A 25,695-nucleotide genomic window follows, 5' to 3' on the forward strand; every position below is an offset into this window, starting at 1 on the left:
GCGGGAACATAGCGCAGATGATCAACAGGTCAACGAAAGAATTGCATATTGCGTCGCATAATGGCATATCTGTTTACGCAAATAGATATTTTGTCACGGGAGAGATAAGAAAATGCGTTATCCGGCGGAGTTCAACGTCGATGGCCTGATGGCTCTCGCGCGCCAGCGCACCGGGCTAACCGATTTCGGCCCGGACCATTTCGTCGAGCCGCTGACGATTCTCGTTCGGGCGATGGTGGAAGAGGCGCAGCTCAACGATACCGGTTCGGCCGTACACGGCGGTCGACTGGTCAACGCCCTCTCCAATCGCTTGCGAAAACACGCTCTTCTCGCGAAACAGCCTGAAATCCGCGAGCAGGAGGTCCATGTTGCCGCGGTCATTGTCGGCCTGCCACGTACCGGCAGCACGATGCTCCATCGCCTGCTTGCCGCCTCGCCCCACGCTACCGCCACGCGCTGGTGGGAGACGATCTTTCCTCTGCCGCGCCGCGATGATGGCGACGCTGACATCGCCTCCAGGAAAACCGACGCTGAAGCGCTTGCCGCGCAGCTTCTCGAATCATCGGCGGGGTTCGACGCGATCCATCCGCTCGACGCCCACGCCTTCGATGAAGAACTGCCGCTGATCGAGCAGTCCTTCATGTCGAACATTCCGGAGTCGATGCTCTATGTACCGAGCTATGGCGAATATCTCCTCGGCGCCGATCAGCGCCCCGCCTATGAAGAACTGATCGACTGGCTCCGCATCCTCCAGTGGCAGGATCCGACGCGCGCCGGGCAGAAGTGGATCCTGAAAGCGCCGCATCACCTGACCGCCGTGCAAACGGTTCTCGACGCGTTCCCCAAAGCGGTGATGGCGATGACGCATCGCCGGGTCGATCATGTCATGGGAAGTTGGTACTCGATGGTTGCCTCGCTGACCGGCGGCAACACCGACACCGATTTCTCCGCCGCGCAGGCCGCGCACTGGACGCAGCGCCTGCGCCGCAATCTGGAGGACATGATGACAGCGCGGGCCAAGGCCGAGGACCGCTTCATCGACGTTCACTATCGCTCGCTGCTCGAAGAGCCGCTGGTTCACGCGCGCCGCACGTTCGAGGCGGCAGGAATGCCGCTAACCGATGCCGACGAGGCAGCATGGTCAGCGTGGCTGGCGGCGAACCAGCGCGATAACCGGCCATCGCACAAATATGACGTCGCGGACTTCGGTGTATCGTCAGATGCACTGAAGCAGGATTTCGCTTTCTACTCCGACATTTTCGACCCCGCTCGCTGAGCAGGTCCGGCCGGGAGAAGCCTGATGGAAATCAAGGGAAGCGACGCCGCATATCTGATGGGCAACGTCGAGCCCGCGCGCAGCTCGGTGCTCACGAGCAATTCGCGCTTCCTCAACAATCCGCGAATGCGGGACATCTATGCCCAGATGGGCCTGAAGCGGAACGGCGACGATCTGCCCGACGCCTTTCTTGTTCCCGAGGTCAACCGGGCGATCGCCGAGGAGTCCGATTTCGCGAGGCTCCATGCCCTGATCGCTGCCGAGCGCGACCGTCTTCCCGACTTTGCCGCCTGGCTCGACGCACGGTTCGTATCCGACTGGTGTGCCGAGAAGGTGGCGCACTGCGCCGAAGGAACGGTGGGCTGGCTCATTCACCAGTTTATCGCCGAGAGCGGCATGGAGATCGACTTCATGTTTCGCGGCGAGCCGGCGAACGACTTCGAATATATGACGAAGCGGCGGGTTCAGAATCACGATATCGAACATATGGTCACGGGACTCGATCCGAGCCCGGTCGGCGAAATCGGCCTGATCGTGGCTAACTGCAGCGCGATCCACCGCTATTTCTCGCCCGAGCTGGCGGGAGAACTCACCTTTCAAACGATGTTTCTCGCGTCGACGAGCCTGATGCGCATGGCCTGCCACTATCCTACGGTCGTACCGGCTATGCTCGATGCGTTCGCGCGCGGCGATGCTCTTGGCAATAAGCAAACCAAGCCGCTCTTCATGATCAAATGGGAGGACTGGATCGACGTGCCGACGGAAGTGGCGCGAGAGGCGCTCGGTTTCGAGGACGGTCCGCCTGCGGGATACTGGACCTGGACGGTAGACGCAGCAAGAGGATGACAGATATGACAGACGAAGACTTCACCGTGGCGGACCTTCTCGCGATCCAGGCGCTCGTGCACACCTATCCCCGCTATCTCGACGGGGGCGATCTCGTGAGGCTCGGCAAGCTCTTCGACCGCGCCGCTGTGCATTTCGAGGACCGCGACGAGCCGGTGACGGCCGATCCGGGCGAGATCACGAAGATGTTCGCCGACTTCGTCAGGATGTACGAAGGCGTGCCGAGAACGCGCCACAATATCGTCAACCTCATCGTGACGCCCGCGGGACCCGGACGCGCGACCGCGACAAGCACCGTCCTTGTAGTACAGCAGGCGCCCGGCGGACCGTTGCAGCCGATCATCACCGGAGACTATCGAGACACTTTCCTCAAGACCGGCGGCGAATGGCATTTCGCCGAGCGCTACATCACGAACGACCTGTTCGGCGATCTCAGCGCGCACGGCAAATATGCGATAGCAGCGGCCTGACGCGATGCGTCAGGCCTCAAGACCTCAGGCGAGATAGCCCCCGTCGGCCGCGATCACGGCGCCGTTGACATAAGCCGACTGGTCTGAAAGCAGCCAAAGCGCCGCGCGAGCGATGTCGAGCGGTTCGGCGAAGCGCTTCAGCGGGATTGGTGCGAGCAGCATGTCCTTATAGTCGGGAAGGTGGATGACGTCCGATGTCAGCGGCGTGTCGACGACACCTGGCGAGACGGCGTTGCACCGTATCCCCTGCCCGCCATATTCCTTGGCGATGGTCTTGGTGAGCCCGAGAACGCCATGCTTGGCAGCGGTATAGGGCGCGGTACGCGGATAACTGATATGCGCCTGCAGCGAGGTCGTGTTGACGATCGCGCCGCCACCCGTCTCGAGCATCAAAGGCAGTTCGGCCTGCAGGCAGTAGAAGACCCCGTCGAGATCGACACTGAGAACGCCGCGCCAGATCTCGAGCGGCAGGAGATGCGTCTCGGGTATCGGGGCGTCCTTCAGCAGGCTGACCTCGGTGATGCCGGCATTGTTGAAGGCACCGTCGAGCCGGCCGAATTTTTGCCGAGCGACCTCGACCATCGCCTTGCAGGCCGCCGGATCGGTGACGTCGGTCTGGCAGGCGACCGAACCGGCGATTTCCGACGCGACCCTTTCGGCCGCCTCTCCACACCGGTCGGCGACGATGACATTGGCGCCCGCAGCGCCGAGAAGGCGCGCCGTCGCGGCGCCGATGCCGCTTGCCGCGCCCGTTACGATGATCGCCTTGCCGGCGAAGTCCAGTGAAGGCGGTGCCATTAGCTGCGCGCCGCCGACCACATGCGCGAATATTGCGTCATGTCGCAAGCTCCCCCATTGCGCCCGGCAACGCCGAGCCAGCTGTTGCGGCCAAGCATCGTCGCTATGGCCGGCGGCCATTTGGCCAGAAATTCGTCCCCGAGCGCACTATAGTCCTCGGCCGGCTTGTACGCGAGGCGGCAGAAGGTCATGTGCAGCATGACCCGCTCGCCGGGCAACGTGCGCGGATAGTTGGAGTGCCAGCTATAGCCGGTCCAGATCGCGAAGGATCCTGCCTTGCAGGCGATCGGCACGGCGCCGACCGCAGCCGCCGCTTCCGCATCGTCCGGATTGCGCATGAACTTGTGCGACCCTGGAATGACCTTGGTCGTTCCCGCGGCTTCGGTGAGATCGTCGAGCGCCAGACACGCGGTGAACAAGGGATTGTAATCGGTCGGCGGAACCCATTGCGCATCGACATGGAGTCCCATGGCGGACGCGCCCGAGAAGCGGACCGATGCGGCGATCTGGCTCAGGAGATAATCGCCGCCGCAAAGATATTCCGAGAGGGCGCTAAGCTTTGGGTTCAGCAGCGCTTCGGCAAAGAGGTCGTCGGCGCCGAGCAGGTGATAGGCCGAGATTCCCTCGCCCGGCTTGATGTCGAAATAATGTCCGCCTTCCTCGCGGGTGACCCGCAGGATCGCCTCGCGCAGCCGCGCGCAGAAGTCGGGGGAATAGGCGTTCTCGACGATGGTATAGCCTTCGTCGCGAAGCTGGACGACATTCTGCTCGAGCCCGAGGCCCGCGATGGCCGGTGCGACCGATGGCGTTATCGACCAAGGTTCCGGATAAGAATATTGCATCAAAGTCTCTCCCGTTTTTATATCATTGTCGCTGCGACGGCATCGTTCCGCCATCGACGACGAGTTCGGCCCCGGTGATGTAGCTTGCGTCGGATGACAGGAGGAACCGGATGGCGCGACCGACTTCTTTGGCCTCTCCGATACGCACTCGCCGCATCCGCCGCTGACCGAATCGCGTCGACATCTCGAAGGTCGCCCAGCCGGCTCGAGACATTCGCGCTGGTGCGGGACCGGGGCAGCGACCCCGCATCCTGAAGGCTCGGTGCATCATAATCCCAGAGCAGGACGGACCGTCCGGCCTCGCACAGCGCCACGGCCGTCGCGAGTCCGATCCCCGATGCTCCACCCGAGATAATGACGGGATTCAATGGCCTGACCTCTCCTGTTTCCGTTCGCCGCCCCCTCTTCCGGCATTGCCGTGGAAGGCGGATTTCGTCATTCGATGTGCTCTAGATTACGCAAATCGTCAATATGCTGGCACACAAATTACGGTTTACGTTAAAATCGGTTTGATTTGCTCGGCAAAGACTGTCATAGACCGTCGCGAATGATGGAACGGTCGATGAACGGCCGCCGAGAATACGACCAGAGGGAGAGAGAGAATGAACTACCGTCTCGCGATGCTTGCGTGCACCATCCTGGCCGGCGCGCAGCCCGCTACCGCTTTTGCCCAGACTGCGGGCGAGGAAGGGGCAAGCCAAGGAGGCATCCAGGATATCGTCGTCACCGCCCGCCGCTCGGAAGAACGGCTGCAGGACGTGCCGGTCGCGGTTACGGGCTATAATCAGGAGCAGCTCGCCGCCCTCGACATCCAGGGCTTTGGCGATATCGGGAAGACGGTTCCCAATCTCGACGTGCAGCGTCAGTTCGGCTCGGCGAGCGCCCCGCAATATTATCTTCGCGGCGTTTCGACCGGCACGCTGAAGTTCGAAGCCGACGCGGGCATCGGCCTCTATATCGACGGCATCTATCTCGGCCGTCCGGCCGGCACCGCCTTCGATCTCGCCGACGTGGAACGCGTCGAAGTCCTCCGCGGTCCGCAGGGCACGTTGTTCGGCCGCAACTCGACGGGCGGCGCCATCAACTTCATCACCGCAGCTCCCTCGGGCGAGTTCGGCGTGAAGGCGCAGGGCACGGTCGGCAACTACGATCGCTATTCGGGCCGCATTACCGTCAACCTGCCCGCGCTCGGGCCGTTCTCCGCCCGCGTTTCCTATCTTCATGATGAGAATCGCGGATATGTCGACAACCTGACCCCCGGCCGCACCTTCACCTTCGCCGAACCCTTCGGCACCGTGACGTCCGCCAAGACGTTCGGCGCCGAAAATACCGACGCCTTCTCGGCGGCGGTCCGTTTCGACGGTGGCGCTTTCACTGCGGACTACAAGTTCGACTATACCGACAAGGTCAGCACCCAGCTCGGCCAGCAGCTTCTCGGCTATGATCCGAGCTTCACTGCCGGCGTTGGAAATCCGCCTTTCTACACCGGTGCACCAGGTGTGTTCCTGCCGCCGTCGACGACGCGCCGCGACGCGTTGGCGCTCGACCTGACGACCGCTTCGCACCTGAAGATCCAGGGCCACAGCCTGACGCTCGCCTATGATCTCAGCGACGACATCACGATCAAGAGCATTTCAGGCTATCGCAAGCTCGACGAATTCGTCGGCGGCAACGACATCGATGGCGGCGCCTACATCGTCGGCGGCCTGCCTTTCACCAACATCTCGTCGATCGAAGACCGTCACCAGAAGCAGTTCACGCAGGAAGTGCAGTTGCTTGGGAAGATGGGCAATCTCGACTGGGTGCTGGGCGGCTTCTATTTCCGCGAAACGGGCCGCGACAACAACCCGGTCTTCATCGGCGTGCTCTTTCCGCAGGGTGTGACGATCGTGCCCCGCACGACGCCGACCGACGGCAACACCATCGACATCTTCGGCGTTCCGAGCGACTATCTCGCAGGAGCCGACACGTCGGTGCGCAACAAGTCGATCGCGGGTTATGCGCATCTTGGCTACAAGACCGATGCCTTCGAAGTCGCCGGCGGCATCCGCTATACGAAGGACGATCGCCGCGAAGTGGTCCGCGCCGCGGGTCTCGTTCCGGCCTTCGCGCCTCCGGGCACCTATGACGTCAGCTTCGACCATTGGGACTTCGATGCGACCGCCACCTGGATCGCGAGCAGCGACATCCGCGCCTATGCCCGTTTCGCGACGGGCTATCTCTCGGGCGGCGTCCTCGGCGGGGTCGAGTTCCGCCCCGAGACCGTCAAGAGCTACGAACTCGGGCTCAAGGCCGATCTCATCGACCGAACGCTGCGGTTGAATGCGGCGGTCTTCCGCAGCGATCGCCGCAACGTGCAGACCTTGTCGTTCAGCGCATCGGCGGGCACGTTCATCATCTCGGCGCCGAAAGCGCGCGAGACCGGCTTCGAGCTCGAACTGACGGCACAGCCTTCCGACAACTTCTCGTTCAATGCGAGCTACGGCTACCTCGATGCGAAGCTTGCCGACGATCCCGTCGCCGGTCCGGTCGCCTCGCTCGCGCCGAAAAATACGCTGAGCGTCGGCGCGCAATATGACTCGCCGCATTTCTCGAACGACAGCTTCCTGCAGTTTCGCGTCGACGGGTTCCTCAAGGACAAGCGCCTGTCGGACCCGATCGTGAACGCAGCCACAGCCTCGCTCACCACGCTTCCCTCGCGCTTCGACATCAACGCGCGCCTGTCGCTCGTCGATCTTCCGCTCGGCGGCACAAAGGCCAAGATTTCGGCCTGGGTCCAGAATCTGACCAACAACAAGAAGCTCGAATTTGCGCGCAACCTCTCGACCAACGTGATCGGCAATTTCCAGGTCCCGCGCACCTACGGCCTCGACGTCGGCTTTGAATTCTAATCCGGGTTCGGCCGGAGCGCTTCGCCTTGCTAGAAGCGTTCCGGCCACGGCATCCTCAACCTGATGGCCGGGCAAGCCAGACGGTTCGGTTTCTTAGGATCCGATCGTCTGGCCTGTCCGGCCCATTTTTGAGATAGCCTGAAAAACATATCGAGAAGCGATCCGGCGCAACGACGCCAAGGGAGATGAGATGCTCGGCGCACGCACCGCTAACGGCACCAACTGGTTCCAGGTCGCGATCGCGACCCTCGCGCAAAACTTTGCCACCGGGCTCGCGTTCGGCAGTTTCGGCACACTCGTTCTGGCGATGGAAAAGGAATATGACGCGACCCGTTCCACCTCGTCGCTCGCAATATCGCTCATGCTCGTTTCTCTCTCGCTGACTGCTGCCGCCCTCGGCCGCATCGTCGAGAAAGTCTCCATCCGCACCATCATGATATTCGGCGCACTGCTTGCTGCCGCCGCCTTCCTGGCCGCTTCCCAAGTGAAGGAAGCAAGCCATCTGCTAGCCGTCTATTTTTTCCTTCTCGGCCCCGCCACGGCCATGCTCGGCACCCTGCCATCGAATACGCTCGCAGCGCGCTGGGCCAGCAGCCGACACCGCGGCGTTGCGCTCGGGATCGTCAACATGCCGCTCATGGTCATGGTCGTTCCGATCACGATCGCACCGCTCCTTCAGGCGGAAGGCATCCGAACCGTCTACCAGGCACTGGCGGGCGCCATGGTCCTGTTCCTGCCATTGCTGTTTTTCGTGCGCGATCGCCAGGAACTGGCGATGAGCGAGGCTGCACCTGTCATCGCGAAAGGGGGTCGCGAACCATCGACACCGCTCACCCGGCGACCGATCTTCTGGATCCTCGTCGTAGCCCAGGGCCTGCTTGTCGGCGCGGGTACGATGAAGCTTGCGCACTTCGTCCCCCTGTTCATCGAACAGGGACGGACGTTCGAAGAGGCGAATACGCTCCTCGCCATCACCGGCGGCGCCGGCTTGCTCGGATCTTTTCTGTTTGGCGCGATCGCGGACCGCATCGGAGGCGCCAAGGCGCTGATGGCGAATTGCCTGGTCCAGGCGGTCATGTGGACGGTCTTTCTCGCGCCTGTCGGGCTGCCGGTGCTGATACTCGACGCGGTCGTCGTCGGCGCTTGCGGAGCGGGCGCTCAAGCGGCCTTCGGCGTCACGCTGGCAACCCTGTACGGCACCAGGTCATTCAGCCGCGCATTCGGGCTGATGGCGCTCTTCACTCTACCCTTCCTGTTCGGGCTCACCCCGATCGCGAGCCTCCTCTACGAGGCAAGCGGCAGCTATCATCTGCCGATGGGTCTGATGGTCGGACTTTTCGTGGTTGCTGCCGGGCTGTTCTACATCGCGACGCGCGAGGAACGCGAGGCGAGAGCGCGTGCGCTGTTGAACGGCGCCGACTGAGCCAAGGGACGCCTGCACCGCCGCGGATACAGAGACGGCAAGCTGAACCGCCGACGCCTGTTGGCGGCGCCGAGAGCCGTGCAAACCGCCTCCCCAGTCAATTCGCTGCGATCAATCGCTTCTCGGTCCGGACGAGCGATGCACAGCAGGCCGATGCGACGATGAAGAGAATGATGATGGCGGCGAGCGGCAAATCATAATTGCCGAAACCTTCGCGTAGAGCTCCTACAATCGGTGAGATCGCGAAGACGAATGGAATGGTGGTCAGCGCCGAGAGCCCGCTCACCCGCGCAAAATTCGCCCGTCCGAAGAAGCGATTGACGAAGACACCCTTCGCGCTCGCTACCCCGCCGCCGCACGCGCCGATGACCACAGCGTCGACGACGAGCAGTGCGAAGGGCGACGGCAAAATAAGGATGAGCCACACGCAGGCTTGGAGAAGAGCATTGATTGCGAGGGCACCGGAAGAAGAGAAGCGATCGGCGAGATAGCCGAAGAGGAGCGACCCCGCGATCCCCGTGGCGCCCGAGATCGACAGCAGGAACGCTGCCCGCGAGATGTCCCAGCCCTGTTCGGTGAGGATCGGTACGAAGTGCACATTCTTGCTGACACCGGCGCCGACGATCAGCCCTGACGCCAGCACGATCAGCAGGAAGTGCGGGCTCCGCCAGAGCTGGAACGCCGTGAGCGCTTCCGATGCGCCGGACGCACTCGCATGTGCGGGCGCACCGCCGACGGGCTCCAAGCCGACTCGCTCCGGGGCGTCGATCACGGCGAAAAGCAGCGGCAATGCCCCGATGAACAGGCCGGCCACGACATAGAAGATCCCCGCAAGGCCGAGGACGGGCTTGGCGGCAACAACGGCGAGCGGCGCAACCGTGATCACGACCGGCATCATGACGATGCCCATGAGCCGTCCCTGGTTTCTGCTGAACCAGTTGTTGACGAGGGTCAGCACCGGGACGACGCCCAGGAGCGCCGTTCCCGGCCCTACGAGCAGCCCGTAAATGGCGAACATCGCGAGGCTGCCGCTCGCACTGGGAATGAGCATGAAACCGAGGGACGACATCAAGGCGCCCGCGATCATCAGGGGCCGGATGCCGATCCGGCCGATCAGCATCCCGATGACCGGCGCGATGAGCCCGTGCGCCAGCGCCACGAACGAGAGCGCCAGCGACACCTCGGCACGTCCCACGCCGAAATGGCGCTCGATGTCGAGCACCATCACACCGAAGGTGCCGTAGCATAGGCCGATTCCAAGGTTGATCGAGAGGAAACCGATCGCGACCATCCGCCGTCCGAGCCGCGAAGCTCGCGCCTCGGGATCGATCGCGCCCTTTCCGATCGCCGTCGCCTCGTCAAAACCAGTCGTCATTGACTCTCTCCGCTTCGACCCACGCTCATGCGGCGGGGCCTGATTATGAGATGACCATCGCGCCAACTGCGACGATTTGCTAGAGCAATCGCCGCAGAAATGCCGCATAATGAAGAAAATCGAACATATAATGATGATTCGCGTAAAATGGGGAGAGACAGAGTGGCAGCGAGCGCGCCGACCTTCGACATTGTCATCCGCGGCGGTCTGGTGATCGACGGGAGCGGAAGCGCCCCCTACGAAGCCGATGTTGCCGTGCAAGACGGGAAGATCTGCGCTGTCGGGACCATCGAGGGCACGGGCGAAGAAGAGATAGACGCGCGAGGACGCATCGTCACGCCGGGCTTCATCGACATCCACACCCATTATGACGGCCAGGTAACGTGGGAAGACACACTTGCTCCGTCGTCAAATCATGGGGTCACCACAGTGGTCATGGGAAATTGCGGGGTCGGCTTCGCGCCGTGCAAGCCCGAGAATCGTGACATGCTCGTCCGGGTCATGGAGGGTGTGGAAGATATTCCCGAAGTCGTGATGGTCGAAGGGCTGCCCTGGAACTGGGAGAGTTTTCCCGAATATCTCGACGCGCTCGAGGCACGGCGAGCCGACATCGATTTCGCGGCGCAGATCCCGCATGCGCCGGTCCGCATTCACGTCATGGGCCAGCGCGGCGCCGACCGCGAGCCGCCGTCCGACGAGGATCTCTCCGAGATGACGCGCATCGTCGCGGAAGGCGTGCGCGCCGGCGCGTTCGGCGTGACGACATCGCGCAGCCTCGCGCACCGAACCGCCAGCGGCGATCTCGCCCCGACGGTAACTTCGGAGGAAAAGGAATATCGCGCGCTTGCCGAAGGACTTCGCGTTGCCGGGTCGGGGGTATTCCAGCTCATTCCCGGCGCCCAGGAAGGCAAGGACCCCGCCGAGGAGATGGCCATGCTGCGCCGCCTGTCGGAGATCGCCGGGCGCCCCCTTTCCTTCTCCCTGCTGAACACGGTTCAACATCCGGACAATATGGAAGCAACGCTCGGACTCCTGTCCGAGACGACCGGGGACGGACTTCCGATCCGCGCCCAGGTCTTTCCGCGCGCGGTGGGTATCCTCTACGGCCTCGATCTCTCCTTCCACCCTTTCCGCTTCCACCCAAGCTACAGAAAGATCGAGGCGCTATCGCTTGCCGAGCGTGTCGCCGCCATGCGCGATCCTGCGATGCGCGCCCGGTTGCTCGCAGAGAAGGCCGAGCACAGCAATCCGACCTTTCTCTATCTGGCGGGACAGACGGCCCAGCTCTTTCCGCTCGGCGATCCGCCGGACTATGAGCCGCTTCCCGAATATAGCATCGGCGCGCGCGCCGAGGCCCTCGGCATGTCGCCGGAAGAACTGGCCTACGACCTGCTCCTCGAGCAGGAGGGCCATGCCACGCTCATGCTGCCGGCCGCCAATTATGTCGGCGGTTCGCTGGAGCCGGTGCGCTCGATGCTCGAACATCCGGACACGCTCGTCGCGCTCGGTGACGGCGGAGCCCATTATGGCATGATCTGCGACTCCAGTTACCCGACGACGCTGCTCGCCTACTGGACCCGCGACCGCTCCCGGGGTCCGAGGCTGCCACTCCCCTGGGCGGTCAAGGCGCTGACGAACAACAATGCGGTGGCGCTCGGCCTCAAGGATCGCGGTCTCATCGCGGCGGGCATGAAGGCCGACATCAATGTCATCGACTATGATGGGCTGCGCCTCCACGCGCCGACGGCGGTCCACGACCTTCCCGCCGGCGGGCGCCGGCTCGTGCAACGCGCCGACGGCTATGATGCCACGATCGTGAGCGGCGTGATCACAAGGCGCCGCGGTGAGCGCACCGGAGCCCTGCCTGGGCGACTGGTCCGCAACAAGGCTGCTGCCTGATGCCAGGCTATCCCCTGATCATATCCGAAGCTTTCTCGATACTGGGTCTGGTCGTTGTTGCGGCATTGGCCAAGCATGCAGGCAGAAGGAAGCGGCCTCGATCCGTCCTCGCTGCTGCCGAGAAGGATCGAAGAGCGTGACCACCATGCAGCAGGACTTTGCGGGCCGTGCATTTGTCGTAACCGGCGGCGGAACGGGCATCGGCCATGCCTGCGCGGCGGGGTTGGCGGCGCGCGGCGCCCATGTCGTCATCTGCGGCCGCACCGAAAGCGCATTGGCCGCATCGGCATCGCGCATAGGAGATCAGCTCAGCGGCAATGGCTCGGTTGCTTATGTCGCCGCGGATGCATCCGATGAGATCGCGATGTCCAGGGTGGTCGAGGCAGCGCTCGACGTTGCGGGCCGTCTGGACGGAATGGTCGCGAACGCCGGGGGTGGCGGGATGCCCGGTGCCATGCACCAGATATCGGTCGACGAGTTCCAGCGCGTGCTCACGTCCAATATCATCTCGACGCTTGTGACGATGAAGGCCGGTATCGCACCGATGCGCGAGGCGGGTGGCGGAGCGCTGGTGCTCATCTCGTCGCTGAACGGCGATGCGCGCGTAGCCGCCAAATATACCGGCGCCTATTCGGCGGCCAAGGCAGCGATAGATCAGATGGCGCGCGTCGCAGCGGCGGAATATGGCGGCGACGGCATTCGCGTCAATTCGATCCGGCCGGGCTATATCCACACCGAGATCAACGACAAATATGTCGGCGAAGGCACGCTTTTCCACCAGTCCTGCCGCGCGAATGTGCCGCTTGCAGGCCCCCTCGGCCAGCCTGGCGACGTCGCCGAGTTAGCCTGCTTCCTGCTCGGCGAGGGCGCGCGCTGGATCACGGGTCAGGCAATCAGCGTCGACGGCGGGCAGTCGCTGCACGCCGCTCCGGACTCGAGCGAGCTTTTGAAGGCTGCCGGCCTCGCCTAAGCCAGGCCGTCGGGGCCGCCGCTACGCCTGCCCCTACCGTCGCTCAGCCCTTGTCATGCGCGCGAATGAAATCTCGCGCGACGGGATAGATCTCGTTCTGGAAGCGCGAGCCCGAGAACACTCCGTAGTGACCGACCCCCTCCTGCACATGGTGCCGGCGCAGTGCGTCGGGAATGTTCGGGCAGAGGGCATGGGCGGCCTCGGTTTGCCCGAGCGTACACATATTGTCCTTCGCTCCCTCGATGGTGAGCAGCGGCATCGTATCGAGCGCCTCGAAATCGATCGATTCCCCCTCATATGTCATCACCCCGCGAGGCATGTGATGCTCGAAGAAAATCCGCTGGAGCGAGTCGATGTAGAAGCTCTCGGTCATGTCGAGCACGGCAAAATATTCGTCGTAGAAGCCGCGAAACGCCTCCTGCGCATCGGCATCGCCCCGCAGCCCGTCCTTCACGAATTCCGTGTGCTTCCTGACGTGCGGCTTGAGATTGAGCAGCATGAACCCGGCAAGCTGGTAAAAACCGGGATAGACGCGGCGGCCCGAACCCGGAAAACCGGGCGGGATCTTCTTGATATTGTTCGCCCGCAAGAGTTTCAGCGGCACATGGTCCGCGACCTTGTTGATAAGCCCTTTGTTGACGCGTGTATCCATCGGCCCCGCCATTAGCGTGAGGCTCGCCGGAACCAGCTCGGGCCTGCGCTTCGCGAGCACTGCCGCCGCCATCAATGCGGGCGGCGCGGCCTGACAGCTCGCGACCAGATGCGTCCCGGGGCCGAGCGTTTCGAGAAAATCGACGAGATAGGCGACATAGTCGTCGAGGCCGAAATCCCCGTCCGCCAGTGGCACCTGCCTCGCGTCGCGCCAGTCGGTGATATAGGGGGTGAAGTCGCGCGCGAAGCCGCGCACCGTATCGCGCAGCAGCGTGGCATGATGCCCCGAGAGCGCCGCGGCGATCAGAACCTTCGGCCTCGCGTCGGCGTCCGGCACATCGAAGCCGATGAGGTCGGCGAACGGCAGCCTCCGGACGACATGTTCGCGGTAATAGCCGTCGCCGCTCTCCACATTGAAGCCCTGCTTCGGATAGTCGCGCAGCACCCGGAACGGCACTTCGCAAAGGGTGGAAAAGGCCCTGTTCGCGAAGCTGTTGCGAAGCGGGTTGAGTTCGTGACGCGCGATCGTTCCGCATGTCTCGAGCGTTGCCGCCATGGGCCGCGTCAGGAGCCTGGCGGCTTCATAGGCTGTGTAGATCATTCATCCCCCTGCATTGGCCCGGTCAGAGCGCCGGGCTTTCCTTGACATATTGACCCGGCGCGTCTGCAATCGGCTTGTGTTTCGCGGAGCCGGGCGAGCCCGGTGCCTTGACCGCCTTGCCGCTCCGGTCGGCAATCCACTTTGTCCAACTCTCCCACCAGCTACCCGGCATCGTTACCGCCGCCGCCTCCCAGCCATCCGCGTCGGGCGCCGTCGCCGGTGCGAGCTTGTGCCACGCCTTGGGGTTCCCGGGCGGATTGACGAGCGCTGCGATATGTCCCCCGTTGCTGAGCGCGAACATCGCCTCGCCGCCGAGGAGATGGACTGCCTTGTAGCAAGCCTTCCACGGGGTGAGATGGTCGGTCACCGCGCCGACGACGAAGGCGTCACAGCCGATGCGCCCTAGATCGACAGCCTCGTCCGCGATCTTGAAGCGGCCTGGCTCGATCAGCGGATTGGTCTCGAAGAGCTCGAGAAAATCCCTGTGGAGCCGCGCCGGCATGTTGGTGCCGTCCTTGTTCCAGGCGAGGATGTCGAAAGCCGGCGGGCTGTCGCCCATCAGATAATTATTGACCCAGTAATTCCACAGGAGATCGTTCGGCCGCATCAGCGTGAACACCTTGTGGAGATCGTCGCCAGGCAACACGCCCTTCAGTTCGGACTGGGCCTTGGCGACGCTTAGCATCGCCGGAAAGCGGAACGCGCCGAGGGCCGCGTCGCTGCTGAAATCGAGCATCGTCACGCACAGCGTCAGGCTGTTGATGAGCGAGATCTTTCGCGCCTCGAGCCATGCTGCGAGGATCGCCGAGAGAATTCCGCCCGCACAAAAGCCGACGATGTTGATCTTCGGCACCCCGGCGATCTCGGCTACGGCCTCGACCGCCTCGAATGCCGCTTCGAGATAATCATCAAGACCCCATTCGCGCTCGCTCGGCGACGGATTGCGCCAGCTGATCGCGAAATAGTTGATCCCCTGCGACACGGTATATTCGGCGAAGCTGCGGCCGGGGGCGAGATCAGTGAAATAATATCGGCCGATCTGCGGCGGGACGAGCAGAACCGGGACGGCGCTGACCTTGTCGGTCGCCGCGGCATAGTGGATGAGCTCGAACATCGGCGTCCTGAGCACGATCTTGCCGGGCGTGACCGCCAGATTGCGACCGACCTCGAAGCCGCTGTCGTCGACCTGCGCAGGCATCCCGCCATTCTCGCCAAGATCGCGCAGGAAATTCTGGAAGCCCTTGGCGAGGTTGTCGCCTTTCGTATCCCACGTCTTGGCCAGCGCCGCGGGATTTCCGACGAGCGTATTGGTCGGCGCAAACATGCTGGTGACGATCGACGTCACCATCTCGGCGCGCGCACGCTCCTTGCACGGGATATTGTCGGGGATCATCGCCTCAACCGCCGTGCACATTGCGAGATAGGCCTGCGCCCAGCGCTGGTAGAGCGGGTTCTCGCTCCAGGCCTTGTCCTTAAAGCGCCAGTCCTTGCTGTCGGGTGCCAGCGCCGAGGTTCCGGCAGCGATGCTCGTCATTTCCTTCAGGAAGTCAGCGCCCGCTGCCATCCAGGGCTCGGCTTTCCATCCGACCGGCCAGTAGGAAAGAAATTGTTCGGGCACGAAGGGCGGCCAGCCCCAGGCGCCGGACCGATCATTCTCGTTCTTTGCCTCCGTCATGACGCATATCCCGCTCCACCATTTTATCTTATACGCAAAGCTGCGTTCGCCATTAGGATTTTCATGTTTTGCGGCATTGTGCAACGGGAAACGATGGCATGACCGGAAATCATCTTCTGGAACTTTCGACCCTGCGTAGAGGGCCATGCCGGTGCACGCCGCAATGAGCCAGCGTCTGCGAGCAGCCCCGCACCGATCGCATCCCAGCAAGCATGTGGCGAAAGTCTCGCGGCGTCACGACGCCGCCGTCGTCGGACAGGACCTCGTCGCGCTGATGGATCGGCTCGGCTTCACCCCCGACGACATATTCGCCGCCGCCGGGATCGGCTCGCGCCGCCAACAATTCTGTGCTGAGCTTTCGCGTCGACGGGCAATATATCGGGCGCCATGTCCGCCTGCAGTGCCCGATCGGATCGACGCAGTCGCCCCTCATCGGGTGCTCGAATCTCGCGGCCGCCGACCTCGCGCTCGACCGGGCGCTCATCATCCCGGCGACCTGGCAGCTCGGCGCGCGCGTGACGCTCGGCGACATCCCGCTCGGTTCGACGAAAGCGGCGATATCGCTCTGGGGCAAGAACCTGACGGACTCGGACGAGCTCGAGTTCCTGTTCCCGATCCTCGATACCTGGGTGGTGGGAAGCTTCCAGACGCCTCGCAACTACGGCATCGACCTATCGATCAAGTTCTGACCGGCCGGTCCGGGCGCCGCCACCTCTCTCTCGGCGGCGCCCCTTTTTTTCCGCCTCGCGCCCCGGCACGCCAACATGCGCGGCTTGCCGGAGCAATGATCCCATAAGCTAGCCGCTCAGACCTCATCCACGCCGAGCGCGCCGACCGAACCAATCATCATCAGATTGATCTTTTGCCGGTAGACCAGCCGCCATCCCGACGAGGTCCGGATCCAGCGATCGCGATACTCGCCCGGCGTCGACAGAAAAAGCCCGGCGCGCTCACCCAGGCCCTGGTGCATGTCTCGCACATAGCAGCGGCTGGTGGCCGCATCTCCCTCGATCTCGACGACAAGATTGCCGAGCAGGTGCTGCGTCGGCCCGCATTTCCCGAGAAACTGGCGGAAGATCGCTTCGAAGCCGGCGCAGCCGCTGACATCATAGCCCTCGCCGAAGTCCCCCGCAGCATCATCGGCTACGACTTCACCGAGCGCCTCCCAATCGCGGCTGTCCATGATGGCCGCGAGGCGGCAAAGCTGCCGGTGGATTTCGCGCTCGTCGAGGAGCGTCTCGATCGTCACTGCCATCTCTGCCTCGCCTCTCCTGTTCCCGCCTGCCGTCGCCGACCATCTGTTCGCGCCGGGGTCAAGGCAAAAGAACTTGGCGCCGCTGAAGAGCTCGACGGCAAAAGGTCGTCTTCGCGCGATCGTCGAGGAGACCGGGAAGCACAGCCAGGCGCAGTTGACCCGGGCGCTCCTGACTGGCGCAACCCGAACTAGGCTCGAGGTTGCCGATCGTGCCGATTCCGCGAACAGAGCCGCAGTTTCTGGCCGAAAGCTGACATAATCACCATCAGGAATACGCCCGCTTTCTGCCGATACTGCCGCTAAGTCGAATGTCGGATTTCGGGCGCAAACCCGAAATGAGATTGCAATCAAAATGACCCAGTTTTTCTCGCTTTCGCCGCGCAAAACAAGGATCATGCCTTCCGCGATCCGCAGGAGGGTTGAATGCGAAAAGTGAGTGCAGTGCTGGCGGCCTTGTTCCTCACTGCCTGTTCCCATCGCGAGGCTCGCAGCGTCGAATATTTCGAGGCACATCCCAACGTGGCGCAGGAGGTGATCGCGGCTTGCACCGACGGATCCGTCACGGGTGCAGAATGCACAAACGCGTCCCTGGCGGCCAAGGTCGCCGAAGATCGGGAGCGCTTCAAGCGCTTCCGCGGCAAGTAGGCCTAGCCAGCATCCCTTGCAGTCGATTCAAGATCGGCGATCCGCTCGCGGCAAATCTCTTCCACGATTGTTGCGAGCGCGGACACTCGATCACCGAGCCATGAGAGTTCCTCTTCGCTGATCCGGTAATGCTTCGAATACCGTGCCTTTATGTAGGCCTCTTTCAACTTCTCGAAGCGAGACCGATCCGCCTTCGCTTCGCGAGGCCAGACCTCGGCCAGCCTTGCATCGATCCGCTCGGCTTGCGTCCGGAGAAAGGCGAGATTGTGCACATGTGGCGTGTAGAAGCTACATACTAGCAAGGCGCAGTGATAGAAGCGCTCGGTAGCCTGATGTAGATCGAAAGCCGCCTTATTTAGATCTCCGTCATTGACTGCGTGACGAAACCCGCGAACGAAGCTCTCAGCACTCGGAAACCACTCGTCAAAATATTCCCGCGCCATCTCCAATGCCGCATGCGGCGTTTTCGGCTGCGGCTCGGGCAACTCGTCATCGACCGCCTGGTAAATCGCGATCCCGTCACGCGCGACATCCATGAAGAAATAGCGCCCCTGCGACAGGCCAGCATTCACTTCGCCGGTGCTATGCACAATGAAATTCACTGGCGTCCGCAGCGTCTTGGTCACCGACAGCTCACGGATCAATCGGTCGTCGAGCTTCGACCAATATTCGACGCGGTCGGTCAGCCGGTCGTCGTTGACGATGATCAGCAGGTCATAATCCGACTGATAACCTTTCGCCGTGTGCGGCTCGTCGACCCACCCGCCGCGCGCGTAGCTCCCGTACAAAATGATCTTGGAAATCCGCCCCTTGCGCTTCCAGTCCTGGGTCGCGAGGGCCAGCGCATCCTCGAACTCTTCGAAGACGATCTCGACGATCCGTTCCAGCTCACGCTGTTTATGGGGTGGGAGGTGATCGAGGCTGCTACGCATTGCCCGTCACCCTAACAAGATGGCGACACCCTTGCACGCCGAGATTGATCCGGTCGCAAGGATGCCGCCATTTTGCGGCCGGACGGGTCGCTTGCCCGGCCGACCGGAGTCAGGAAGGGAGAGATGATTGGCCCCTGTCGCCAGCCGGAACCCCCCTGCTGGCTCGGCGGCGATAGGCACGGCCTGACCGTAAGGGAAACAAGAAAATATGGTCGTCCTCGAAAGCATCGCTTCGCCTCCTAGTCGACCGGATTCCAGATGAGAGCATACACCTCGGGATTGTCCTGGCCCGCAGCGCGGCCGAGCCGCGCATAGATCCGTCGCGGCCCGAATTCGGGGGCCTCGAGGCTGAGCGTCACGTAGAGCTTTCCCGAAGCCTCGCTTCTACGAAGCCAACCTGCCCCGCATTCCACGCCATCGGACCAGACGCGATAGTCGGGCTGCACGTCGCCCCTCTTGGACGGGTTGAGGCGAATTTCGATTGGAACGCGGATCGTAATGGTCGTGAGCTGGCCGACATAACCCTTCTCCATCGTCCCGCTGACAAGGCCGATAGCACCCATGATCCATTCTCCTGCACCGCCCGGGGCCATCCCCCGGGGCGTCGGCAGCCCGGGAATGGCGGCCAGGAAGCGGGCGCACCCGTACGGGCCGAAGCGCCAGCGAAGGACGGCGGCGCCCCGGCTTTTTGCGCGCGAAGCGCCCGCGAGGAGGCCGCAAGGCGGCCGGGGAAAAAGGCGGGGCGCCGCCGTTGCGCCCGCGAGCGCGCCATTCACAGCGCCGATCTAGCCCCGGATGGCTTCCCGTCCCGGTTCAGAATGGCACTTGTCGGCAAGGACTTGCTCATCGGTTGGCGCTAAGAGATGGGCATGAGATGGATCGTCGCCGCCCTGCTAGCCCTGCTCGCCTTCCCGGCGTGCGCCCAGGATGTCAGCGGCTCCGCACGGGCGGTCGACGGAGATTCGCTCGACTTCGGCGGGATCGCGGTCCGGATCCACGGCATCGATGCCCCGGAACTGGCCCAGACTTGCGAGCGAGCGGGATCGACTTGGTCGTGCGGGAGAGAAGCAGCTGCGAAGCTCGCCGCGTTGGTCGCAGGCGGATCCGTCTATTGCCAACAGCGAGACTATGACGACCATGGACGCGTTGTCGCCGCCTGCCGGGTCGGCTCCACCGACCTGGGAGATGCGATGGTGAGCGCAGGGCTCGCCGTCGCCTTTACTCAGTTCAGCACGCAATATGTCGGCGCAGAGGCCCGCGCACGCGATGCCAAGATAGGCCTGTGGGCCGGATCCTTCCAGATGCCGGCAGACTACCGGGCGGCAAATCCCCGGCCGGCGGCCCGTCCGGACACCCGGGCACGATCAATTGCACCCGACCGACCGGCCCAGCCTTCAGGCACCTTCTTCCGGAATTGCAAAGAAGCATGGGCCGCAGGCGCGGCGCCAATCTATCGCGGCCAGCCGGGCTACCGGCCCGAGATGGATGGCGATGGCGACGGCATCGCCTGCGAGCCCTATCGCGGCCGCTGACCGGCAGCCGATTGATTCAATCTGGACCAATCTCGCCACCGCGGGCTTGCCCTGACGTTACGTCGGGCTATGCTTGTCCTGCATCGGGCAAGCAGGCGCGCGATGCCGAGTTGTAAGACGCTCGTTCGGAAAGCCTTGTGAAATTCCCAGATGGTGAATGCCATCAACTGTTCGAGGGAGATTTCGTCGTCCGCATAGGCGTCGTGCAGCTTTGGCGAGACCCCGGCGAGCTTCAGGCGCTGGCGGACCACTGCCGGAGTGACGAAATGGTGCGCGGCGATCGCCTCGACATCGTCGCCCTTGTCCACCATCGCCTGCATGGCCCGAAACTGGTCGAGGGGATGCAACGCCTCGCGCATCGCGTTTTCAGCGTAACTGTCGTCTTCGGCGAGGATGTCATCGTTAGCGGCGCGGACAACGCAGGGGATCGGCGCATCTTTCGCGAGAAGCTTCCTCTTCACGAGCAGGGCGAGCGCGCGGTAGCGCCGGCCACCGGCCGGTATCTCATACCGGCCGGTTTCCTCCCCCGTCTCGTCGAGAATGGGCCTCACATTGAGGCCATGGAGCAACCCGCGACGCGCAATATCCGCGGCGAGTGCTTCGATGGATACGCCGGCCTTGATGCGCCGGACATTGGATTGGGAAAGCTCCAGCCGGTCGAGCGGGATGTCGCGCGACGGGTTAAGGACGAGTTTGGATTGATGCTTGGCCATAAGCCACCTCCGAGGCGCACCGCCGGAAGACTCTCTCCCCGCTCCATGTGCGCCGCAAAGGCCAATCCGCCTCTATCTCTCTCCGGCCGCAGGCCGGGCCATCCCGAGAAAGTGTGTCGCTACGGTGTAGAACGGAACACCAATCGCGGCCTCTGCCCCAGCAGACAGCGCCCGCGAATCGCGCGGAAGATGGCCACTCATCCCGGCATCGTCGAAATAACCGCTCCTATGACTTTGCGGGTTCACCAACGTCCGTGTCTTCTCCGGCTTTCGTAACCGCTTCCCTTCCAAGACAATAGTTCCCCCAGGCGCCCATGAGATTGACGCGTGCGCCGGGCTTATCCTCGGTGCCGAGATAGGTCGTTCGACGGTAAGCAGCCTGCACGGCATCGGGCGTCTTATGTGCTAGCGCCGCCTCGACGACAGCGTCATTAAAGCCTTCATTCGCAGCCCAGTCGGTAAACGTCGACCGGAAGCCATGGACATGGAATGGCTCGGCCATGTCTCGAAGCACTTTGAGCAGCGTCATATCGGACATCGTCTTCCCACCAGAACCGGGAAAAACAACGTCTGTATTCGAGAGTCGGAGGGCACGCGCTTTCGCAATCACTTCCAGAGCGGCATCTGACAGTGGTACGATGTGCGACTTGCCCCGCTTCATATGATCGGCGGGCACAGTCCACAGCCGCGCCTCGATATCGAACTCGTCCCACGTCGCCAGACGCACCTCCTGGCTGCGCGCAGCGGTCAGAATGAGTAGCTCAAGGGCAAGCCTGCTGTAGGAAGGCTTGCGCTGCAGGGCCGTGATGAAACCGGGCAAAGCCGCATATGGCATCGCCTTGCGGTTTTCGGGCTTCTTGAGTTGCCGCGGCAAGCCGCGCCCCGCTTTGAGGCTGCCATTGCCTGAGGGAGCTTCGCGTGATCGCCATCCCTTGGCATGAGCATAATCCAGCACTGTGCAGATCCGGTTGCGCACCTGACGGGCGGTCTCGGGTATCTCCTGCCATATCGGCGTGAGAACATTTATGATGTCAGCCGAGACAATCGCACCGGTCTGCTCGTCGCCTAGCTTTGGGAAGGCATAATTCTCGAGGCTAGTCAGCCATTGGCGAGCGTAAAGGTCGCTTTTCCAGCCTGCCTCGTTCTCGGCGTGATACTGTTTGGCTGCCTCGCGAAAGGTCATCTTGGCCGCCGCCTCGTCTTTTCGCTCAGCCAATATGTCGCGCCGGTCGACCTTGACCGCCTTGCGAAGCACACCGGCCTTCTCGCGGACCTGCGCCAAGGTAAACAATTTCGCGCTGCCCAATCCAATGTCTTGGCGCTTGCCATCGCGCTGCAGGCGAAGAGTCCAAGAGGCCCCGCCCCGCTTGTCGACCTTCAAAAACAATCCGTCACCGTCCTGATAGGTGCCCGGATTCGCAAGAGCGGCCTTGACCGCAACCGCCGTGAGTTTGCCCATGGGATTTTCCCCCACACTTTCTCCCCACATTTTGGGGAACGAGAGTGTGGGGGAAAGCCGATCTTCCCCCACACTTCCCCCACACTGCGTTCCGGCTGCAGGCAAATTGCCCCGGACGCATGCGGACGATGCGAGGACAATACACTAGGTTTTCTGGGACTTCTAGGGGGTTCTGCGGATGCCCTCGGATCGGAGGGTGGTGGACAGGGCTGGATTCGAACCAGCGTACGGAAACCCGGGCAGATTTACAGTCTGCTGCCTTTAACCACTCGGCCACCTGTCCATGGGGTCCGCTTTGGGAAGTGGCCCAATGGCGAAACGAGGCTTGCCTGTCAATGGCAGTCATGGGAAAGGCGCGGCCATGAGACAATTTTCCCGTCATCGCCGTACGCAGGGCCCGAGCACGCGCGGCCAGCCCATCCGTTTCTGGGGCCGCCACGCCGTCCTCGCCGCGCTCGCCAACCCCGAACGCACCGTCAAGCGCATCTGGGGCACCCGCGAAGCGCTGGGGCAGCTCGACCTGCCGCCGGTGATTCCGATCAGCTATGCCGAGGTCACCGACCTCGCGCGCCTCGTCGCGCGCGATGCGCCGCACCAGGGGCTGGTGATCGAGGTCGACCCGCTCGAGAGCATCTATCTTGGCGACCTGCTGCAGGAAGAGATCGATTCGGACAGCCGCCGCCCGATCATCGTCCTCGACCAGGTCACCGACCCGCATAATATCGGCGCGGTGCTGCGTTCGGCCGCCGCCTTCGATGCCGCAGCGATCGTCACGCAGGACCGCCACAGCCCGCCCGAAAGCGGCGTCATCGCGCGCTCGGCGTCGGGCGCGCTCGAAATCGTGCCGTGGATTCGCGTCGTCAACCTGTCGCGCGCGCTCGAGGAGATCGCCGAAGCGCAATATTGGCGCATCGGGCTGATGGGCGACACCGACACGACGCTGGGGTCGGTCTTGGACGGCAGCAAGGTCGCGCTCGTCCTCGGTTCCGAAGGCGACGGCATGCGCCACAATGTCATGGAACATTGCGACGTGCTGGCAAAACTGCCGATCTCGCCGCGCATGGAAAGCCTGAACATCTCGAACGCCGCGGCGGTCGCGCTCTACGCGGTCGCGACGGCGGCAAAGTGATCGTCGCCCCCGCGAAGGCGGGGGCCGCTGTCAACTTGGCGCTAAATTGATGGCAGCCCCCGCCTTGGCGGGGGCGACGCCTCAATCCTCGGCGGCGATTCGCACCTTCAGCCCGTCCATCGCCTCGGTAAAGGGCAGCTGGCACGACAGACGCGATGTGTCGTCGCGGTCGGTGGTCGAATCGAGCAGGTCGTTCTCGTCCTCGCTCATCGCGGGCAGCTGGTCGGTCGCGCCAGCCTCGACATGGACGTGGCAGGTCGCGCACGAACAGCAACCGCCGCACAGCGCGAGCAGTTCGTCGAACCCCGCGTCGCGAATATTTTCCATCACGGTCAGGCCGGTGTCGCCTTCGATCTCATGTTCGGTCCCGTCGCGCGTCACGACAATCAGCTTGGCCATGTGCATCCCCATATCGTTCGATTCGAGTGCGCTATGTCGCGCGTTGCGCGGCAAATCAAGCGCTGCTAGTTAGACAACTCGGAACAAAAGGAGAATATCGGCATGGGCCTGACCCAGCAGCAGCTAAACGCCGGAATCGACGCGCTCGCCGGGATCGAGCCGGGATTCGCGCGCGCGCTCGGCCATGCCGGCTATCCCGAACCGCGCATCCGCGCCCCCGGCTACACCACCCTGCTGCGCACCATCGTCGGCCAGCAGGTCAGCGTCGCCGCCGCGAACTCGATCTGGAACAAGCTCGAGGCGGCGTTCGGCGAGGGTTGTCCGGTCGAGGTGATGGCGGCGGCCGAATATGACGCGCTGCGCGCCTGCGGCCTGTCGGGACAGAAACAGGGCTATGCGAAAAGCCTCGCGCAGCTGATCCGCGACGGCGAGCTGCAATTTGACGCCCTCCCCGCCGACGACGAGGAGGCGATCGCCTTGCTTACCAAGGTCAAGGGCATCGGGCGCTGGTCGGCCGAAATCTACCTGCTCTTCGCCGAAGGACGCCCCGACATCTGGCCCGCCGGCGACCTCGCGGTGCAGGAAGCGGTCGGCCGCATCATGCAGCACGAGACCCGCCCGAGCGAAAAGGCGATCCGCGAGATCGCCGAAGCCTGGCGCCCCCACCGCGGCGCCGCGGCGATCTTCAGCTGGCATTGCTATAATATGGCGGTGATTTAGCGCCGAAATATCACAAACTTCGTCATTGCGAGGACCCCGGACTTGATCCGGGGGACGCGGCAATCCAGCGTTGCCTGGCACCGCCCTGGATTGCTTCGCTTCCCTCGCAATGACGAGCTTGAAATTGGGACCGAATAGCCATGACCACGACCCGCGACATCGTCACCGCTTATTACGCCGCCTTCAACGCGGGCGACACCGACGCGATGCTGGCGCTCGTCGCCGACGATCTGCGCCACGACGTCAACCAGGGCGAACCGCGCCACGGCAAGGCGCTGTTCGCCGACTTCAACGCGCATATGACACGCTGCTACAGCGAACGGCTCACCGACATGCTGATCTTTGCCGAGGGCGAGCGCGCCGCCGCCGAGTTCATGGTCAATGGCACCTATCTCGCCACCGACGACGGCCTGCCCGAAGCGACGGGCCAGACCTACCGCCTGCCCGCCGGCGCCTTCCTGTCGGTGAATGCCGAGGGGCGGATCGACCGCATCACCACCTATTATAACCTCTCCGACTGGCTGAAACAGGTCGGCGCATGACGGTCACCGTCGCGCCGGTCACGGGCGGCGCCCTCGTCGAGGTGCTGCCCGCGCTCGCGCGTTTGCGCATCGCGGTGTTCCGCGACTTCCCCTATCTCTACGATGGCGACCCCGCCTATGAAGCCGCCTATCTCGCCGATTTCGCGGCCGCCGCGGGCGCCGTGATCGTCGTCGCGCGAGACGGCAGCGAAATCGTCGGCGCCGCCACCGCGGCCCCGCTGGCGACGCAGGACACCGCCTGGCGCGCGCCGCTCGCCGCCGCCGGCTTCGACATCGCCCGCACCTTCCATTTCGGCGAATCGGTGCTGCGCGGCGAATATCGCGGCCGTGGCATCGGCCACGCCTTCTTCGACCACCGCGAGGCGCAGGCCCGCACGTGCGGCGCCACCGCCGCCGCCTTCTGCAGCGTCATCCGCGCCGCGGATCACCCTGCCCGCCCTGCCGATCACCGCCCGCTCGACACCTTCTGGCACGGCCGCGGCTATGCGCCGCTGGCGGGCGTCACGGCGTGGTTCGACTGGAAGACCGTCGGAGGCGGGGAAGAGCGGCACGAACTGCAATATTGGACGCGGGCGTTCTGACTTCCCGTCTCCCCCGCGAAGGCGGGGGCGACGATTTAGGACCGATCGCCGACAGGCACCCCCTTCACACC

The 25,695-nt window shown here is 63.4% G+C and carries 25 protein-coding genes, 1 tRNA gene and 1 pseudogene; 14 read left to right on the forward strand and 13 right to left on the reverse strand.

The annotated features are described in order from the left end of the window. The first annotated feature begins 112 nt into the window (after nt 1-112). The 3 genes from EEB18_RS02915 to EEB18_RS02925 are packed head-to-tail and all read left to right on the forward strand — an operon-like array spanning nt 113 to nt 2,592. A complete protein-coding gene (locus tag EEB18_RS02915) occupies nt 113-1,276 on the forward strand; it encodes a sulfotransferase family protein (protein WP_187140478.1) in 1,164 nt (387 codons plus the stop codon). Nucleotides 1,277-1,300: 24 nt separating this feature from the next. After that, nucleotides 1,301-2,122 carry a hypothetical protein gene (locus tag EEB18_RS02920; RefSeq protein WP_187140477.1) on the forward strand — a complete coding sequence of 274 codons (822 nt, stop codon included), beginning with the start codon at nt 1,301-1,303 and terminating at the stop codon, nt 2,120-2,122. 5 nt (nt 2,123-2,127) lie between these two features. Further along, complete coding sequence (locus EEB18_RS02925) at nt 2,128-2,592, forward strand: nuclear transport factor 2 family protein (protein ID WP_187140476.1); 465 nt, start codon at nt 2,128-2,130, stop codon at nt 2,590-2,592. Between the two features lie 24 nt (nt 2,593-2,616). Here EEB18_RS02925 and EEB18_RS02930 read toward each other — a convergent pair whose 3' ends face one another. Genes EEB18_RS02930 through EEB18_RS02940 form a run of 3 tightly spaced genes read right to left on the reverse strand, consistent with a single transcriptional unit; the run spans nt 2,617 to nt 4,503 of the window. After that, complete coding sequence (locus EEB18_RS02930) at nt 2,617-3,390, reverse strand: SDR family NAD(P)-dependent oxidoreductase (RefSeq protein ID WP_262408090.1); 774 nt, start codon at nt 3,388-3,390, stop codon at nt 2,617-2,619. Continuing rightward, nucleotides 3,390-4,232 carry a phytanoyl-CoA dioxygenase family protein gene (locus tag EEB18_RS02935; protein WP_187140475.1) on the reverse strand — a complete coding sequence of 281 codons (843 nt, stop codon included), beginning with the start codon at nt 4,230-4,232 and terminating at the stop codon, nt 3,390-3,392. Before EEB18_RS02935 ends, EEB18_RS02930 begins: the two co-directional genes overlap by 1 nt. Before the next feature lie 22 nt (nt 4,233-4,254). Continuing rightward, nucleotides 4,255-4,503 (reverse strand): SDR family oxidoreductase, encoded by a 249-nt coding sequence (locus tag EEB18_RS02940; RefSeq protein WP_187140474.1) that lies wholly within the window; start codon nt 4,501-4,503, stop codon nt 4,255-4,257. 331 nt (nt 4,504-4,834) lie between these two features. Between EEB18_RS02940 and EEB18_RS02945 the strand changes: the two genes are divergently transcribed. Together EEB18_RS02945 and EEB18_RS02950 are read left to right on the forward strand one after the other, a co-directional pair. Then, nucleotides 4,835-7,123, forward strand: a complete 2,289-nt coding sequence (locus EEB18_RS02945) for a TonB-dependent receptor (RefSeq protein ID WP_187140473.1) — start codon at nt 4,835-4,837, stop codon at nt 7,121-7,123. A gap of 190 nt (nt 7,124-7,313) precedes the next feature. Further along, entirely contained in the window at nt 7,314-8,546 is a 1,233-nt protein-coding gene (locus EEB18_RS02950; RefSeq protein WP_187140472.1) for an MFS transporter, read from the forward strand. A 97-nt stretch (nt 8,547-8,643) separates the two neighbouring features. On the opposite strand, the gene EEB18_RS02955 is transcribed toward EEB18_RS02950, so the two are convergent. Beyond that, entirely contained in the window at nt 8,644-9,921 is a 1,278-nt protein-coding gene (locus EEB18_RS02955) for an MFS transporter (RefSeq protein WP_187140471.1), read from the reverse strand. A gap of 162 nt (nt 9,922-10,083) precedes the next feature. Between EEB18_RS02955 and EEB18_RS02960 the strand changes: the two genes are divergently transcribed. Next, entirely contained in the window at nt 10,084-11,820 is a 1,737-nt protein-coding gene (locus tag EEB18_RS02960; RefSeq protein ID WP_262408092.1) for an N-acyl-D-amino-acid deacylase family protein, read from the forward strand. A 145-nt stretch (nt 11,821-11,965) separates the two neighbouring features. Beyond that, nucleotides 11,966-12,790 carry an SDR family NAD(P)-dependent oxidoreductase gene (locus tag EEB18_RS02965; protein WP_262408219.1) on the forward strand — a complete coding sequence of 275 codons (825 nt, stop codon included), beginning with the start codon at nt 11,966-11,968 and terminating at the stop codon, nt 12,788-12,790. Nucleotides 12,791-12,833: 43 nt separating this feature from the next. On the opposite strand, the gene phaZ is transcribed toward EEB18_RS02965, so the two are convergent. Continuing rightward, nucleotides 12,834-14,042, reverse strand: a complete 1,209-nt coding sequence (phaZ, locus tag EEB18_RS02970) for a polyhydroxyalkanoate depolymerase (RefSeq protein WP_187140469.1) — start codon at nt 14,040-14,042, stop codon at nt 12,834-12,836. A 22-nt stretch (nt 14,043-14,064) separates the two neighbouring features. Then, nucleotides 14,065-15,717 (reverse strand): PHA/PHB synthase family protein, encoded by a 1,653-nt coding sequence (locus tag EEB18_RS02975; protein WP_187140468.1) that lies wholly within the window; start codon nt 15,715-15,717, stop codon nt 14,065-14,067. Between the two features lie 347 nt (nt 15,718-16,064). Between EEB18_RS02975 and EEB18_RS02980 the strand changes: the two genes are divergently transcribed. Continuing rightward, on the forward strand, nt 16,065-16,406 hold the full coding sequence (locus tag EEB18_RS02980; RefSeq protein ID WP_187140467.1) for a hypothetical protein: 342 nt from the start codon (nt 16,065-16,067) through the stop codon (nt 16,404-16,406). Between the two features lie 116 nt (nt 16,407-16,522). Here the strand turns inward: EEB18_RS02980 and EEB18_RS22650 are convergent, their stop codons facing one another. After that, nucleotides 16,523-17,368, reverse strand: a complete 846-nt coding sequence (locus EEB18_RS22650; RefSeq protein ID WP_262408093.1) for a nuclear transport factor 2 family protein — start codon at nt 17,366-17,368, stop codon at nt 16,523-16,525. 27 nt (nt 17,369-17,395) lie between these two features. Between EEB18_RS22650 and EEB18_RS02990 the strand changes: the two genes are divergently transcribed. Next, a complete protein-coding gene (locus EEB18_RS02990; protein ID WP_187140466.1) occupies nt 17,396-17,617 on the forward strand; it encodes an EexN family lipoprotein in 222 nt (73 codons plus the stop codon). A 2-nt stretch (nt 17,618-17,619) separates the two neighbouring features. On the opposite strand, the gene EEB18_RS02995 is transcribed toward EEB18_RS02990, so the two are convergent. Beyond that, a complete protein-coding gene (locus EEB18_RS02995; RefSeq protein WP_187140465.1) occupies nt 17,620-18,549 on the reverse strand; it encodes a HEPN domain-containing protein in 930 nt (309 codons plus the stop codon). A gap of 239 nt (nt 18,550-18,788) precedes the next feature. After that, entirely contained in the window at nt 18,789-19,112 is a 324-nt protein-coding gene (locus tag EEB18_RS03000) for a DUF736 domain-containing protein (protein ID WP_187140464.1), read from the reverse strand. A 306-nt stretch (nt 19,113-19,418) separates the two neighbouring features. On the opposite strand from EEB18_RS03000, the gene EEB18_RS03005 reads away from it, so the two are divergent. After that, nucleotides 19,419-20,081, forward strand: a complete 663-nt coding sequence (locus tag EEB18_RS03005; protein ID WP_187140463.1) for a thermonuclease family protein — start codon at nt 19,419-19,421, stop codon at nt 20,079-20,081. A gap of 134 nt (nt 20,082-20,215) precedes the next feature. Here the strand turns inward: EEB18_RS03005 and EEB18_RS03010 are convergent. The 3 genes and pseudogenes from EEB18_RS03010 to EEB18_RS03020 form a co-directional block, all read right to left on the reverse strand. Then, nucleotides 20,216-20,794 (reverse strand): annotated as a pseudogene (locus tag EEB18_RS03010) (ParB/RepB/Spo0J family partition protein); the annotation flags it as partial. A gap of 226 nt (nt 20,795-21,020) precedes the next feature. After that, entirely contained in the window at nt 21,021-22,253 is a 1,233-nt protein-coding gene (locus EEB18_RS03015) for a tyrosine-type recombinase/integrase (protein WP_187140461.1), read from the reverse strand. A gap of 197 nt (nt 22,254-22,450) precedes the next feature. After that, nucleotides 22,451-22,536: transfer RNA gene (locus EEB18_RS03020), tRNA-Tyr, on the reverse strand. 78 nt (nt 22,537-22,614) lie between these two features. Between EEB18_RS03020 and rlmB the strand changes: the two genes are divergently transcribed. Beyond that, a complete protein-coding gene (gene rlmB / locus EEB18_RS03025) occupies nt 22,615-23,382 on the forward strand; it encodes a 23S rRNA (guanosine(2251)-2'-O)-methyltransferase RlmB (RefSeq protein WP_187140460.1) in 768 nt (255 codons plus the stop codon). A gap of 81 nt (nt 23,383-23,463) precedes the next feature. Here the strand turns inward: rlmB and EEB18_RS03030 are convergent, their stop codons facing one another. Beyond that, nucleotides 23,464-23,781 carry a 2Fe-2S iron-sulfur cluster-binding protein gene (locus tag EEB18_RS03030; RefSeq protein ID WP_187140459.1) on the reverse strand — a complete coding sequence of 106 codons (318 nt, stop codon included), beginning with the start codon at nt 23,779-23,781 and terminating at the stop codon, nt 23,464-23,466. A gap of 102 nt (nt 23,782-23,883) precedes the next feature. Between EEB18_RS03030 and EEB18_RS03035 the strand changes: the two genes are divergently transcribed. The 3 genes from EEB18_RS03035 (at nt 23,884) to EEB18_RS03045 (ending at nt 25,624) form a co-directional block, all read left to right on the forward strand. Then, on the forward strand, nt 23,884-24,501 hold the full coding sequence (locus EEB18_RS03035) for a DNA-3-methyladenine glycosylase family protein (RefSeq protein ID WP_187140458.1): 618 nt from the start codon (nt 23,884-23,886) through the stop codon (nt 24,499-24,501). Nucleotides 24,502-24,641: 140 nt separating this feature from the next. Beyond that, nucleotides 24,642-25,043: a ketosteroid isomerase-related protein gene (locus EEB18_RS03040; protein ID WP_187140457.1), complete on the forward strand. Its 402-nt coding sequence runs from the start codon at nt 24,642-24,644 to the stop codon at nt 25,041-25,043. Further along, nucleotides 25,040-25,624 carry a GNAT family N-acetyltransferase gene (locus EEB18_RS03045; protein WP_187140456.1) on the forward strand — a complete coding sequence of 195 codons (585 nt, stop codon included), beginning with the start codon at nt 25,040-25,042 and terminating at the stop codon, nt 25,622-25,624. Before EEB18_RS03040 ends, EEB18_RS03045 begins: the two co-directional genes overlap by 4 nt. Nucleotides 25,625-25,695: the final 71 nt, after the last annotated feature.

The sequence above is a fragment of the Sphingopyxis sp. OPL5 genome, assembly GCF_003797775.2.
In the GTDB taxonomy this organism is placed as follows: Bacteria; Pseudomonadota; Alphaproteobacteria; order Sphingomonadales; family Sphingomonadaceae; genus Sphingopyxis.